Source organism: Enterococcus sp. DIV1328a (assembly GCF_050536905.1).
GTDB classification, from domain to species: domain Bacteria; phylum Bacillota; class Bacilli; order Lactobacillales; family Enterococcaceae; genus Enterococcus; species Enterococcus faecalis.
In genome coordinates, this window is record NZ_CP172912.1 from 1,898,739 (window position 1) to 1,912,222 (window position 13,484).

The window sequence follows — 13,484 nt, forward strand, 5'->3', positions numbered from 1 at the left end:
AAAGTATGAAAGAAAAGCCACCTGACCTTATCTATCATACTTTTTTTGAAACTATTCGTTACTTTCTGAGGTTTCTTTTAAACCATTGAATAAAAGATTTAAAATAATTGCGGTAATGCTGCTCATGACAATTCCATTACCAGTAAACATGCTAACAGTTTCTGGTACTTTATTAAAGAGCGTCGGCATAATATTAAAGCCTAAACCAAAGCCAATCGAGATGGCAATAATTAATAAATTTTTGTCATTTGAGTAGTCAACTTTTGACAACATGCGCATTCCTTGGACAGCCACCATTCCAAACATAACCAGCATTCCGCCGCCTAAAACTGGCTCTGGGATAATTTGAGCCATCGCACCAATTTTTGGTAATAAGCCTAAAATAATTAAGAAAAAAGCAGAAAAATAAATTGGTCGACGTGTTTTGATCCCAGATAATTGAACTAACCCGACATTTTGCGAGAAACCTGTATAAGGAAACGTATTAAAAATCCCCCCTAAAATGACGGCTAAACCTTCTGCATGATACCCACGACGTAAATCATCTTCGCCAATTTTCTTCCCTGTAATGTCTCCTAAGGCAAAATAAACACCTGTTGATTCAACCATACTAACAATTGAAATAATAATCATCAACACAATAGAAGAAAGATCAAACGTTGGTTTGCCAAAATAAAATGGCTGTGGAAAGTGAAACCACGTAGCTTGACCAACAGGAGACAAATCAACTAATCCCAGAAACGCAGCTAAAATTGTGCCACCGACTAGGCCGATTAACACGGCAATTGACTTGATAAAGCCACGTCCCCAAACTTGCACAACAATGATTAAGGCAATTGTTACAAATGCGAGGAGCAAGTTTTTAGGATCACCAAAACTTTTGTCCGTTGCTAAGCCGCCACCCATTTTTTCAACAGCAACAGGAATTAAGGTCAAACCAATAACTGTAATGACTGTGCCGGTGACTAAAGGCGGAAATAGACGCTTAATTTTTGAGAAAAATCCTGCAATAAGAACGACAAAAATGCCCGAAGCAATAATTGAACCGTAAATTGCACCAACCCCTTTGTTCGTACCAATCATGATTAAAGGCGCAACTGCTTGAATGGCACAACCTAAAACGACTGGCAAGCCAATCCCAAAAAACTTATTCACCGTTAATTGTAAAAGTGTCGCAACGCCGCACATAAAAATATCGATTGAAATCAAATACGTCATTTGTTGCGAATCAAAATTCAAGCCGGTTCCGATTAATAAAGGTACCGCAACTGCTCCAGCATACATCGCTAATAAATGTTGCAATCCTAAAACGGCGGCTTTCCCATTTGGTGTTTCCGTCTGTTGTGGTGTATTCAATTGTTTTGTTTCCAAGATTATGCATCCTCCTCTAAAAACGTCACCGTTCCTTCACTTAATGAAGCGATACGTGCTAAAGAGACTACATTTAAGCCCATGTCTTCTAATAACTGACGACCATCTTGGAATGATTTTTCAATTACGATACCAATTCCTTCAACCTTTGCACCAGCCTGTTGGCATAATTCTACCAATCCTTTAGCAGCTTGTCCGTTAGCTAAAAAGTCATCAATAATCAACACTTTATCAGCATCAGATAAAAATTTTCTTGAAATTGAAATTTGACTTGTCACTTGTTTTGTAAATGAATAAACTGAAGCCGTTAAAAGCTCTTCATCCATGGTTAAACTTTTTGCCTTACGAGCGAAGATCATTGGCACGCCTAATTTTTGCGCTGCGTATAAGGCAGGAGCGATTCCTGATGCTTCAATTGTAATTACTTTGGTAATGCCTGCTTCTGCGAAAACCTCAGCAAAACGATTACCCATAGCCTCCATCAATTCTGGATCCACTTGGTGCGTAATAAAACTATCTACTTTTAAAACACCTTCACCTAATACACGGCCATCATTTTTAATACGTTCGACTAATTCCTTCACAATATGAACTCCTTTACTTATTTTTCGATAGATGCTTTGTTCTCATCCTGAGGAAAGGACGGTTCGTTAAAAACGAACGAAATAAAACAAAGTGCTATTTATATTCGTGTTCTAACAAAAGAAAAAAGCCCATTTTGCCAAAGCAAAAAAGGGCTATCCGCTCTTCTTCACTTATAGACCAGCATTTACGGTGCTGGGTAGAGACGGTCAACCGTATTTTGACCTTATACAAGCTTCTATGTTTCTCTAGGATAGTACAAAAATCTCTAACTTTCAATGGTTTAACAACTTTTTTTCATTAGAATTTTCAAATAATTGGTTCATTCTTCCATTGTTCCGTAAAAGCGAACATTAAATAGCCAAAAACGCTTTGGCAGGATAGACTGCCAAAGCGTTTTTTATTCTTCATCGGTTGCTTTTTCTTGTTCACGATATTTTTTCATTTTTTTGCTGAATAATTCACCGTTACTAGGGGGCGTATATGTAATAGCATTCGCTCCGGCGATAATGGTTTCATGAATACTCGATTCAGTTGGTCCTCCTGTTGCAATAATCGGTAATTCTGGATACTTGCCACGGAAATAGCGTACGGTGGCTGCAGTGTCTTTTCCTGCACTGATATTAATCATATCCACGCCAGCCGCAAGTTTTTCATCAATTGGCGTATGAATAGAAGTTACTGTGCTGATAATAGGAATATCGATTGCTTCATCCACCATTTTAATTGTTTCAATTGGTGTAGGACCATTCAAAACGACACCCATTGAGCCTTGTGCTTCTGCAAATAAACTCATATAAGCAGAACGCATGCCTTGCGTTAAACCGCCGCCGACTCCTGAAAAGACAGGAATATCCGCTGCTTCAATAATGCCTTTTGTAATCGCTGGATGCGGTGTAAAAGGATATACAGCAATCACTGCCTGTGCATCCGTATTGCGGATAATCGCAATATCTGTCGTAAAAATAATTGATTTTATTTTACGGCCAAAAATTTTAATGCCACTGGCTTGCCGAATAATCTCTGGCATTTTTACAATATCTTGTTTCAGCGGCGTCATAATTTCTGGAATCCACTTTTCGCTCATTGTCATCGTTCCTCCATGCTTAACGGTCGTATTTATTTAAATTGTATTCTTCAATTACATGAATGATCTTATCAGCGTATGTAGGATCCGTTGCGTATCCAGCATCTTGAAGCGCTTGTGCGGCCTCTTTATAATTTTTGGCTAACAAGACTTTTTCATATAAATTTGGATCCCAATCGACCCCATCAACAAATAACTTGGTATGATCTCGCATGGATTCTTCCCAATTGTCATAAACTCGAAAATCACCCTGAATCGTAATCCAGACCTCATTGACATACTCTTTTGTTTCTAAATTGACTTTTGGTTGATTGCCATATGCTTTAATCCCAAAAAGATTGTTATATTTCGATGCTAATTGACTTTGTCCAAAATTTGATTCTAAAACTGCTTGCCCCATAATAATACTTGGTAACACCCCGTAAGATTCTTGTAATTCACGTGCATACGGTGTGATTTCAGCAACAAATTCTTCTTTTGAGATGTTTTCATTTTGGCGATTGACTGACTCGCTTTGTCCCTTATCTGAATCAGAAAGGACAGATAACGAAAAGACAAAGGCCAAACCGACGACAACTACGCCTAAGAATAACTTTGGCAAATTCAGCTGCTTTTTTCTTTTTTTCTGATAGTTGCTCACTTCATTAATTCCCCACTTCATCTTTTATTTTCCGATAAAATGTTTCACTATCTTTCACTTTCGTGATTGATTTCATTTGTTACTATAACCGAATAATTGTATCATTTTCACAGAAAATTATCAACTTTCATCACTGCTTACGCTCGTGATTTCAGTACTTGATTCAGTGGTAGCAGTTGAAGAAACTGTACTACTTTCAGAAATTTTAGTGGATGATTTCACTGTTGTTTCAGTTGATGTGTGAACAGATTCTTCAACTGGCTTTTTGCCAAAAAAGACAAAAATTACCGCACCAAACATAATAATCACAGATAAAATCCCAGCAATTGTGTATTTCAAAAGACCATCCTTCCTATTCGTTATTCACCTACGTAAGTATCCATCAGATTTTCATTGACCCAATCTAATAATTCAACTTTTGAACCTTCCAATTGTCGTTGAATCGTAGCTGGTAACCGGAATGTAATAATGTCATCAAAACCCCATTCACCATAGGCCAGCGTCACTTTCAAATCGATATAACCAGCAGCAATTTCTTGTTCCTGTTTATTGTTAGGAATCAATTCTACAACGCCCAAATCAGATTGTAGCCATTTTTTGGCAATTGTTGTTTTTAACCGTTTATATTCCGAAACAGCTAGGTTACGTTTTTCCGGAAATAAGATGGTTTGGCGGAGTATTTTTTGAGTCAGCATCCACTCATAATCTGTAAACAAATTCTTAATTTTTTGCATAACTTCATTGTCCAAACCAAATTGGCCTTCTTTCCAAGCTTGCCAATCGGCTGCTTGAATTTGATAAGCGGAGTAAAAATTTTCTTCTGTTTGATACTGTTCAATAATTGCGTCAACAATAATATCTACATAAACTTGATGCATAATCATTCGCCTCCACTTTCTATTTTACTGAAATTCTCTAAAAAAAGCATCTTTTTATCTCTGGATTTTATCATATTTACTAAATTGTCCTTGTTTTCTAATTTCTCTTGTTTACAGTATAATAAATAATGAAGAAGATTTGAAGAAATTGCATAGATTAGGAGGACTTCTTTTGACAAAAAAATTATATCAATGGGGCATCGTAGGATTAGGTGGGATTGCCCACGAATTTGCTTCAACGTTTAAACAAGAAACTAGCCAACTTGCAGCTGTTGCTTCACGGACATTGTCTAAAGCAGAACAATTTGCCGCTGATTATTCAATCCCTAAAGCCTATGGTTCTTATGAAGAATTGCTAGCAGATGAAACAATCGATGTTGTCTATATAGCAGTGCCAAATAAACAACATGCTGAACACATTTTAAAAGCGCTCCAGGCCGGAAAACATGTGTTGTGTGAAAAAGCTATTACGATGAACGCGGCAGAATTAAAACAAGCCTTGGCAGTTGCAGAAAAAAATGACCTTATTTTAGCAGAAGCCATGACTATTTTTAACATGCCACTATACGACGAATTACGTCGCTTGATGGATGCTGGCAAATTTGGTCAGTTAAAAATGATTCAAGCACCATTTGGAAGTTACAAAGAACCCGATCCTAAAAATCGCTTTTTTAATCCTGACTTAGCAGGCGGCGCATTGTTAGATATTGGTACTTATGCGGTTTCGTTTGCTCGTTGGTTTCTCAGCTCACAGCCAGACGTTTTAGCTTCTAGCATGGTTCCCTTCTCTACTGGCGTTGATGAACAATCGGTGACATTGCTTCGGAATAAAGAAAATGAGTTGGCGACTATTTCATTAACATTCCAAGCAAAAATGCCAAAGCAAGGAATTGTTGCTTTTGAAGATGCCTATATTACCATTACAGATTATCCACGTGCAGATGAAGCAATCGTTCACTACAATGACGGTACGGTTGAGACCATCGTTTCTGGGTACTCAGCTGAAGCCATGAATTATGAAATCTACAATATGGTTGAAGCAATCAAAGGTACTCAACCCAACCGCTCCTTATTTTTCACGACAGAAGTCATTGATATTTTGGACCAGATGCAAAAATTATGGCAGAATTAAAAAAAGAACTTCGGCTTTTGCTGAAGTTCTTTTTTTTTATTGTTCTCTATGGATAAATACGGTTTAACATACGTGGGAACGGAATCGCTTCACGAATGTGTTCATTACCAGTAATGAACGTAACAGCACGTTCTAAACCTAATCCGAAGCCAGAATGTGGTACAGAACCGTATTTACGTAAATCTAAATACCAGCTGTATTCTTCTTCAGATAAGCCAAACTCAGCTACTTTTTCTTTCAAATAATCATAATCAGTTGCACGCTCTGAACCACCGATAATTTCACCATAACCTTCTGGCGCAATTAAATCGGCACAAATTACAACATCTTCACGTGTTGGATGTGGTTTCATATAGAAGGCTTTAATTGCTTTTGGATAATTTAAAATGAATGTTGGAACGCCATAGTAATTTGAAATAAAGGTTTCATGTGGGCTACCAAAGTCTTCGCCCCATTCAATGTGATCATAATCATTGTTTGCTTCTTCTTTTTGTAATAACTCAATCGCATCATCGTAAGTAATACGTTTGAATGGTTCCGAAACATATTTTTCCAGTAAAGCTGTATCACGTTCTAAAACATCCAATGGATATTGTTGATTTTTCAATACTGATTTAATTAAATGTTTTACGTAGGCTTCTTGAATATCTAGTGATTCTTCATGAGTTGTGTATGCCATTTCTGGTTCAATCATCCAGAATTCCGTTAAGTGACGACGAGTTTTGGATTTTTCCGCACGGAAGGTTGGTCCAAAAGTAAAGACTTTTCCAAATGCCATCGCACCAGCTTCTGCATATAATTGACCTGTTTGTGATAAGAATGCTGGTTGTCCGAAGTAATCTGTTTCAAATAATTCTGTTGTGCCTTCTGGTGCTGAGCCTGTTAAAATTGGGCTATCAATTTTAATGAATCCTTGTTCGTTAAAGAACTCGTAAGTAGCACGAATAATTTCGTTACGAACTAACATGATCGCATGTTGTTTGCTTGAACGTAACCATAAATGACGATGATCCATTAAGAAATCTGTGCCGTGTTCTTTCGGCGTAATTGGGTAATCTTCTGAAGCGCCAACGACTTCTAAATCAGTGATATCCATTTCATAGCCGAATTTAGAACGGCTATCTTCTTTGATAACACCAGTAACCATGACTGCTGTTTCTTGTGATAAATGTTTAATTTCTTGGAATTTTTCTGTACCAGCTTCTTCACCAAAGGCTTCAATGAAGTTTGGTTTGAACACGACACCTTGGAAAAAGGCTGTCCCGTCACGTAATTGTAAAAAGGCAATTTTTCCGCTTGAGCGTTTGTTAGCAATCCAAGCGCCAATTTTTACTGTTTCTCCAACATGTTTGTTTGAATCAATAATTTGAATTTGTTCCACGTTTGTCTCTCCGTTCATTTCTTAGTTTATTCTTTTAGGCGTTGTGCTGAATTCGTTTCTTTTCTATAAAGTCATTCATTCGCTCAATCGCTTTTTCTAACGTCATTAAATCTGTCGCATAGCTCATCCGCACATGTTCTGGTGCACCAAAGCCTTCTCCTGTTACCAGAGCAACATGCGCTTCTTGTAATAAATCTTCCACCCAATTAGTCACGTTATCATACCCACAAATTTCTAACGTTTTTTTGACATTCGGGAATAGATAAAATGCGCCTTCAGGTTTTATTAGCGAAACACCTGGCAAAGCTGCTACTTTTGGATAGATATGATTCAGGCGTTTTTCAAAGGCCTGACGCATGTCTTCAACTGTCGACTGTTCACCTGTTAAAGCCTCAATTGCCGCATATTGGCTAACCGCGACTGGATTACTGGTGGATTGTGAAGCGAGTTGTGTCATTGCTTGAATAATTTTTTCATCACCGACTGCAAAACCAATGCGCCAGCCTGTCATTGCATATGTTTTGGAAACACCATTAATAATGATTGTCTGTTGACGAATTGCTTCTGAGATGGTTGCAATTGGTGTGAACCGATGTCCATTGTACACCAAACGACCATAAATATCATCTGCAATAATGAGGATATTATGAGCAACTGCCCATTCACCAATTTGGCGTAATTCTTCTTCCGTATAAATAACACCAGTTGGGTTAGATGGTGAATTTAAAATGATTGCTTTTGTTTTGTCCGTTCGTACAGCTTCTAATTGTGCGACTGACACTTTAAATGATTGCTCTTGCGTGCTTGATACAAATACTGGCTTGCCTTCTGCTAACTTGACTTGTTCACCATAACTTACCCAATAAGGGACAGGGATAATCACTTCGTCCCCAACGTTCAAAATGGCTTGAAATAATAGATACAGCGCATATTTGGCACCATCTGTCACAATAACTTGCTTGGGTTGATAACGAAGTTGATATTCTCGTTCCACATAAGAGACAATTGCTTGCTTTAATTCAGGAATGCCGCCAGAAGGTGTGTAATAACTTGCTCTTCCATCCTCAATTGAAGCAATTGCTGCTTTTTGAATATTTTTCGGGGTTACAAAATCTGGTTCCCCAACCGTTAAGCTTAAAACATCTACACCTTTTGCTTTTAATGCTTTCGCTTTGGCGGCAGCTGCTAATGTAACAGAAGGAGTCAATTGCTGTGCTCGATTTGATACGTTCATACACCTTTCACTCCCACTTTCATCAAAACCTATCTAAATTAAATATCTTTGACAACGTTGATCTCTTCGCCTTTATCAAAGCTCATCAGATAATACGTCAGTACTCCTTGATCATTTTCGGTGACCACTTCCCATGCAGGGCGCTTATCATAAAGCCCTAACGTAGCTTTCATCACCGATTCATCGGGATGGGCTTTAGCAACAATGTCTGTTATTTGTTGTTCTGTTTGACCATCTTTTTGATTTAAGACCGTGACTTTTTCTCCCGATTTAGGGACAATCACGACAATCTCTGTGCCTTTATCATTTTTGCCGGTTAAAGTAAAATACGTATTTTTGCGTGTAAACCAGTAAAATTTATCAACTGTTTCTAAATTAGCAGAAGTTTTGGCAATTGCGGTTGCTTCTTTTTTGGCTTGAGCCATTGGTTGATTGGTTCGTACAAAAAAGATAATTATTGTTACAAGAATTGCTAAAAGGATTGCCAATAGGGTTAAAAGGACAGTAATCCGTTTCTTCTCTTTCTTTTCTTCTAATTCCTCCAAAAATCCTTCCATCCTCTCTAAACTTACTGGGTCTTATTATAGCAGAAAAATAGCGGCCTTTCACAAATATGACCTAAAAATAATCGATTATTTGTTTAAAAATTCCTTTAATTCTTCTAAAATTTCAGGCATGGGCGCTTCTTTTACTGAGAGTCCCTTGGGAAACGCTTTGATTAATCGTTTGCCATATTTTGCAGTGACTAAACGACGATCCAGAATCAGCAATGCCCCTCTATCTTCTTCAGAACGGATTAAACGGCCCAGTGCTTGTCGCAAACGTAAGGCTGCTTTCGGTACCGCTTCTTGAGCAAATGGTTGTATCCCTTCTGCTTCTAAATACGCATATTTTGCTTGCACAAGTGGTCGTTTCGGGTTTTCAAAAGGCAAACGCGTGACTATCAATAACTGTAAAGCTGTTCCTGGTAAGTCCACACCTTCCCAAAAGCTATCGGCTCCTAGCAAGACATTTGGTTTTCCATTAGAGAACCGTTTAAGAATTTTTTCACGACTGCCGCTAATCCCTTGGGCGAGGACCTCTTGTCCTTTTTCCAATAATCTTGGCTGGACTTGATGATACACGGTGGACAATAATTCATGCGAAGTAAAAAGAACCAACATCGAACGTTCCTCTTGCGCCATCAATTTTTCAATGGTATCTGAAATGTATTGACCCATTTCATAGGAAGAGGCATTTTGAATGGCTACTGCTTCTTCCGGTACATAGACTCGCGCATTTTCTGCATAGTTATATGGCGTTGGCAGGGTTTTGAACATCACCTCTGTTAAACCTAACCGTTGCGGTAAATACTTTTTATTGTTGCCAAACTTCAATGTGCCGCTTGTATAAATAATTCGTTCATACCGCGGATACCACTTTGTTTCAGGAAGCAAACTAGCTTCTAAGTCATGAATTTCAATCAAGCCATGGTCTTCATTTTGTGGTAAATATTCTTTTACCCAACGTGGACGCCAATCATCAAGATAAATGGTAAAACAGTGGTGAATACGTTCAATTTCATCAAAAAATTGAAACAAGCGAACAAAAACGATGCGATCAGCCAAACTAAAGGTTTCCAACTGACTCATAATTGTTTGCTGTAACTTACTTTGAATAGTTAACAGCTCCTGCAGTAAAAGCTGGAGCGTTTGACTATGTTTTTCTCCCGCAGCAGATAAATAATCAATACGTTCTTTGGTTAAAAGCAACTCCTGATGGTCTATCCGCTTCTGTGTTTTACTAAATAAACGATGCAGTTCAAAAAGAAAATCTTGCCATTCATCCACAAAATCCAGTAAACCTTGCTGATAAACTTTTACAAGCCGCTGCTCTTCAGAAAACTGTTGAAAAATTTGCTGTAAAGCAACAAAAAGTTGTTCTTTTTCAATAAAATGCGTGACTTGTTTTTTTAGTATCACGCTGTTCACTCGTTCGCTCGCCATCCGACTAGCGATGTCTGGTAAATGATGTGCTTCATCAATAATTAGCCACGGACTTTCAGGTAATAACGGTTGTTTTCTTAGCGACTCTTGCGCCAAAAATGCATGATTAACAATCAACACGTTACTTTGAGCGACTTTTTTATACAAATGTCTTAAAAAGTCAACTTCATAAAGTTCATCTTTTTTTGAAAGAAAATCCAATCCGCGATGTGTAACTTCTTTCCAGAATAAATGATTTAAATTCGTCAATTGTAGTTCATCTAAATCGCCCGTTTCTGTTTCTAGCAACCAGACGAGAACGCCCATTTGATAAAGAGCGTATTGTTTTTGCGGAGTGGGCTGATTCAACGTTGCCTTAAAGCGTTGTAAATCAAGATAGTGTCGATGGCTTTTAATAACAATGCCTCGTAATTTCCCTTGGCAGATTTTATTGGCTAATGGTAAATCTTTTTCCACTAATTGATTTTGTAAAACAATCGAAACTGTTGAAATGATGACTGGTTTTTCTGGCGTTGCTAAATAGCTCATCGGCAACAGATAGCCTAATGTTTTTCCCGTTCCAGTCGCTGCTTCAATAAATAAATCTTTTGTCGTTCCTTCTGTAAAATGATCATAGACTAAATTCATCATCCGACTCTGTTCCGCACGATAAGCGAAACGTTCGCCAAACAGTTTTTCTTTGGCTTTTTTAGTTTTGGGATACGTGCTAGTCTGATAGAACGTTTCTTCAAAAAGAGGAACTTCTTTTTTGCGTAAAGCAATGCCACTGACCACTTGATAAGCTGGATTTAATGGTGTGACTTGTTTTTTCATTTGTTCATACGTTTGTTGAATAAAAGTACTGGTTTCCCGCGCTGTCTGTTGACTTAATTCCGCAATTTTTTCCATAGTGACTAATGGTAAAGATTTCATTTTTTCTTGAATTAATAACAAAAGTTCGGCTGTAACCTGCGCATCACTATCTGCTTGATGGGGATTCTCATGAGACAAACCTAAACTTTCCGACAAATCACTTAAACGGAAACTTTTTTCTGTCGGTAAAAAAATCTGTGCCAATTCCACTGTATCAATGGCTGGAATGGTAAGTGGCGGCGTGCCACACCGTACCAGTTCACGAGCTAAAAAATTATAATCAAAGTGGACGTTATGCGCCACAAAAATAGTATCTTCCAGATAATGATAAATTGTATGTGCTACATCTTCAAAATAAGGCGCTTTTTGAACTTGCGTATTACTAATCCCCGTTAAACTTTGAATTTGTTTTGGTACTACTTGATTGGGATTCACATCTGTCGCAAAGTTCGCAATAATCTTTCCATCTTGAACGAGAACGCATCCAAACTGAATGATCCGATCACTTGTAGGATCTGTTCCAGTCGTCTCAAGGTCAACTACTGCATACACTTGTTTGTCTTTCAATGACTTCACGCCTTTCATTCATCTTTGAAAATTATACTACAATTTATAGGATTTTCACTAGTATTTCAAAAATTCTCTTGAAATCTTTTCCAGAGATAATAAGAAAGAGCCTGAAACAAAAATCCAAAGTGATTTTTGTTTCAGGCTTAAAAGCTGATAAACTGAACGGTTTTGTCTTACCTTCTCCTAAATAAACGATTAATAACAGTCAAGGATTTTCTGCATATACTGGTTTAATTGCCCATAGCCTTCCAATTCTCTGATTACTGGGAGCGGACAACGAACCTTTTTATTAAATAGTGTCCGCTTTTCAACATATTCTGTAACTTCGTCTAAAAATTTATCTAATCCTTTTTCTAATTTCATACAACTTAACTGATTGCAAATTCGCACGTCTCCTGCCTTTTTCTTTTGAACTTGTTTAAATGATTGTGAGAATGCTTTTGCTTCAAACATTTGTGCTTCTAACTGTCTTTTTTCAATCGTTATTTTCGGTACTGCTTGATTTCCATCAGTATCCTCTAACTGGCGACTCATAAAGCGACGATAAATTTCCTCTTCTAATTCGTCCAATTGTCGTTGAAAGTCCGCAGGAATTGTCCGACTTGATGAATTTTCTTTCTCACTTTCCATAGAGACAGCTTCTTTTTCTGGCTTCTGCTCCTCTTCTTTTTCGGCAGACTTATCCACTGAATTTAGCGAGCTTTTTTCTGTTTCTTGTGGAAAAGTAAATAAAGGTTTTGCCGCAGTGCTCTGCTGGTTTTCTTGTTTTTTTTCTAGCTGCGCTTCTTTAATTGGCTCTGGTTCAGATAACACTGGTTCTTTCGCTGGTTCTTCAAGCACTAGTTTGTTAACGGGAAGCACTGCTTCACTTGTTGCTACAGTTGTTTCACCTTCTTGATTTTCCAGATTATCAGGCGAGAGATTGACGTCTGGTTGTTCCGGATTAGTATCCTCTGATACTTTTAGCGATGCCTGTTCTGCGGCTATCACAGGAGAAGCTCTTTTCAAATGGATCGTTTTTATTTGTCTAGAAATGACGGGATTTCTCGTTTGCTTAACGGCTTCATTCAAGGAGGCTAAATTTTCTTTTAAAAGTGTCAACATTTCACGTAAGACAGCAATTTCACCAGCTAATTCCGTTAATTGATTTTCTTGCGGCACTACTTGTACATTGGTTTCATTCATACGGACTGTTTTTTTATTTTTAGTTGTCGGTATTTCATACATCCATTGTTTCAGTGCGAATCGTAAGTCACGAGTGGTCGGCTCAAAGCTTCCAAAATAAACAGTGTAGTACATTAACTCCGTTTCAACATAGACATAAATCTTTTTAACAATTAACTCTTCAAACTGTTCTGATTCATCCCAACTTTCACATAAAGCCTCAAAAAATTGTTCCCCTTCTGCTAAATTTTGGTACTCTTTCGCTAAATAAAGCTTGCGAATTAAGTAAAAATTATACGGTGTTTCAACATTATCCGCATAAATTTCTCGTCCTAAAAAATCTGGATTCGTTTCTTTACAAAGAAAGACCGTTTTCTCTTCTGGTTGTGTTTCAAGTGTTTTAGTCATGAGGTTCACTTCCTTTTTCTCCGTTAATAACCATTTTTAATGATAGATACCTTTAGTATACAGGAGAAATTCTTCTGATTTTCTCATATTTTTAAGAGACAATAGAAATTTTAGAGAAAAATCGACAGAAAAAAACGTGAGACAAACAGTCCTATTGACCATTTATCTCACGCAAAATACTTAAACTGACTATTTTATCC

12 protein-coding genes and 1 riboswitch are annotated in these 13,484 nt (G+C 37.6%); of the genes, 1 reads left to right on the forward strand and 11 read right to left on the reverse strand.

Annotation, left to right across the window (positions count from 1 at the left end; translation table 11 throughout):
- Positions 1-51: 51 nt before the first annotated feature.
- From IGL93_RS09110 to IGL93_RS09135, 6 genes are all read right to left on the reverse strand, one after another.
- Positions 52-1,371, reverse strand: coding sequence for a nucleobase:cation symporter-2 family protein (locus IGL93_RS09110; protein ID WP_002382793.1), 1,320 nt, complete (start codon positions 1,369-1,371; stop codon positions 52-54).
- A 2-nt stretch (positions 1,372-1,373) separates the two neighbouring features.
- Positions 1,374-1,955, reverse strand: coding sequence for a xanthine phosphoribosyltransferase (locus tag IGL93_RS09115; protein ID WP_002356804.1), 582 nt, complete (start codon positions 1,953-1,955; stop codon positions 1,374-1,376).
- A gap of 154 nt (positions 1,956-2,109) precedes the next feature.
- A riboswitch (purine riboswitch) is annotated at positions 2,110-2,207 on the reverse strand.
- A 146-nt stretch (positions 2,208-2,353) separates the two neighbouring features.
- Entirely contained in the window at positions 2,354-3,040 is a 687-nt protein-coding gene (locus tag IGL93_RS09120) for a hydrolase (RefSeq protein ID WP_002356802.1), read from the reverse strand.
- Between the two features lie 19 nt (positions 3,041-3,059).
- Positions 3,060-3,701, reverse strand: a complete 642-nt coding sequence (locus tag IGL93_RS09125; protein ID WP_002366997.1) for a glycoside hydrolase family 73 protein — start codon at positions 3,699-3,701, stop codon at positions 3,060-3,062.
- Positions 3,702-3,800: 99 nt separating this feature from the next.
- Positions 3,801-3,980: a hypothetical protein gene (locus IGL93_RS09130; protein WP_002384259.1), complete on the reverse strand. Its 180-nt coding sequence runs from the start codon at positions 3,978-3,980 to the stop codon at positions 3,801-3,803.
- A gap of 59 nt (positions 3,981-4,039) precedes the next feature.
- Positions 4,040-4,564, reverse strand: coding sequence for a hypothetical protein (locus IGL93_RS09135; RefSeq protein WP_002382789.1), 525 nt, complete (start codon positions 4,562-4,564; stop codon positions 4,040-4,042).
- A 166-nt stretch (positions 4,565-4,730) separates the two neighbouring features.
- On the opposite strand from IGL93_RS09135, the gene IGL93_RS09140 reads away from it, so the two are divergent.
- Positions 4,731-5,690 (forward strand): Gfo/Idh/MocA family protein, encoded by a 960-nt coding sequence (locus IGL93_RS09140; RefSeq protein WP_002382786.1) that lies wholly within the window; start codon positions 4,731-4,733, stop codon positions 5,688-5,690.
- 46 nt (positions 5,691-5,736) lie between these two features.
- Here IGL93_RS09140 and asnS read toward each other — a convergent pair whose 3' ends face one another.
- The 5 genes from asnS to IGL93_RS09165 all read right to left on the reverse strand — a co-directional run bounded on the left by asnS (position 5,737) and on the right by IGL93_RS09165 (position 13,284).
- The gene (gene asnS, locus IGL93_RS09145) at positions 5,737-7,089 is read right to left on the reverse strand and encodes an asparagine--tRNA ligase (protein WP_002376912.1); all 1,353 of its coding nucleotides are present in this window, start codon (positions 7,087-7,089) and stop codon (positions 5,737-5,739) included.
- 16 nt (positions 7,090-7,105) lie between these two features.
- Positions 7,106-8,305: a pyridoxal phosphate-dependent aminotransferase gene (locus IGL93_RS09150; RefSeq protein WP_002359774.1), complete on the reverse strand. Its 1,200-nt coding sequence runs from the start codon at positions 8,303-8,305 to the stop codon at positions 7,106-7,108.
- Positions 8,306-8,343: 38 nt separating this feature from the next.
- Complete coding sequence (locus IGL93_RS09155; protein ID WP_002382785.1) at positions 8,344-8,862, reverse strand: DUF5590 domain-containing protein; 519 nt, start codon at positions 8,860-8,862, stop codon at positions 8,344-8,346.
- A 75-nt stretch (positions 8,863-8,937) separates the two neighbouring features.
- The gene (locus IGL93_RS09160) at positions 8,938-11,727 is read right to left on the reverse strand and encodes an ATP-dependent DNA helicase DinG (RefSeq protein WP_025192011.1); all 2,790 of its coding nucleotides are present in this window, start codon (positions 11,725-11,727) and stop codon (positions 8,938-8,940) included.
- 180 nt (positions 11,728-11,907) lie between these two features.
- Positions 11,908-13,284, reverse strand: coding sequence for a hypothetical protein (locus IGL93_RS09165; RefSeq protein WP_010775998.1), 1,377 nt, complete (start codon positions 13,282-13,284; stop codon positions 11,908-11,910).
- Positions 13,285-13,484: the final 200 nt, after the last annotated feature.

Excerpts from the sequence above, each read along its gene's own strand:
- IGL93_RS09120 (WP_002356802.1), bottom strand. The coding sequence starts at position 3,040 with ATGAGCGAAAAGTGGATTCCAGAAATTATGACGCCGCTGAAACAAGAT.
- IGL93_RS09125 (WP_002366997.1), bottom strand. The coding sequence starts at position 3,701 with ATGAAGTGGGGAATTAATGAAGTGAGCAACTATCAGAAAAAAAGAAAA.
- IGL93_RS09130 (WP_002384259.1), bottom strand. The coding sequence starts at position 3,980 with ATGTTTGGTGCGGTAATTTTTGTCTTTTTTGGCAAAAAGCCAGTTGAA.
- IGL93_RS09135 (WP_002382789.1), bottom strand. The coding sequence starts at position 4,564 with ATGATTATGCATCAAGTTTATGTAGATATTATTGTTGACGCAATTATT.
- asnS (WP_002376912.1), bottom strand. The coding sequence starts at position 7,089 with ATGAACGGAGAGACAAACGTGGAACAAATTCAAATTATTGATTCAAAC.
- IGL93_RS09150 (WP_002359774.1), bottom strand. The coding sequence starts at position 8,305 with ATGAACGTATCAAATCGAGCACAGCAATTGACTCCTTCTGTTACATTA.
- IGL93_RS09155 (WP_002382785.1), bottom strand. The coding sequence starts at position 8,862 with ATGGAAGGATTTTTGGAGGAATTAGAAGAAAAGAAAGAGAAGAAACGG.
- IGL93_RS09160 (WP_025192011.1), bottom strand. The coding sequence starts at position 11,727 with ATGAAAGGCGTGAAGTCATTGAAAGACAAACAAGTGTATGCAGTAGTT.
- IGL93_RS09165 (WP_010775998.1), bottom strand. The coding sequence starts at position 13,284 with ATGACTAAAACACTTGAAACACAACCAGAAGAGAAAACGGTCTTTCTT.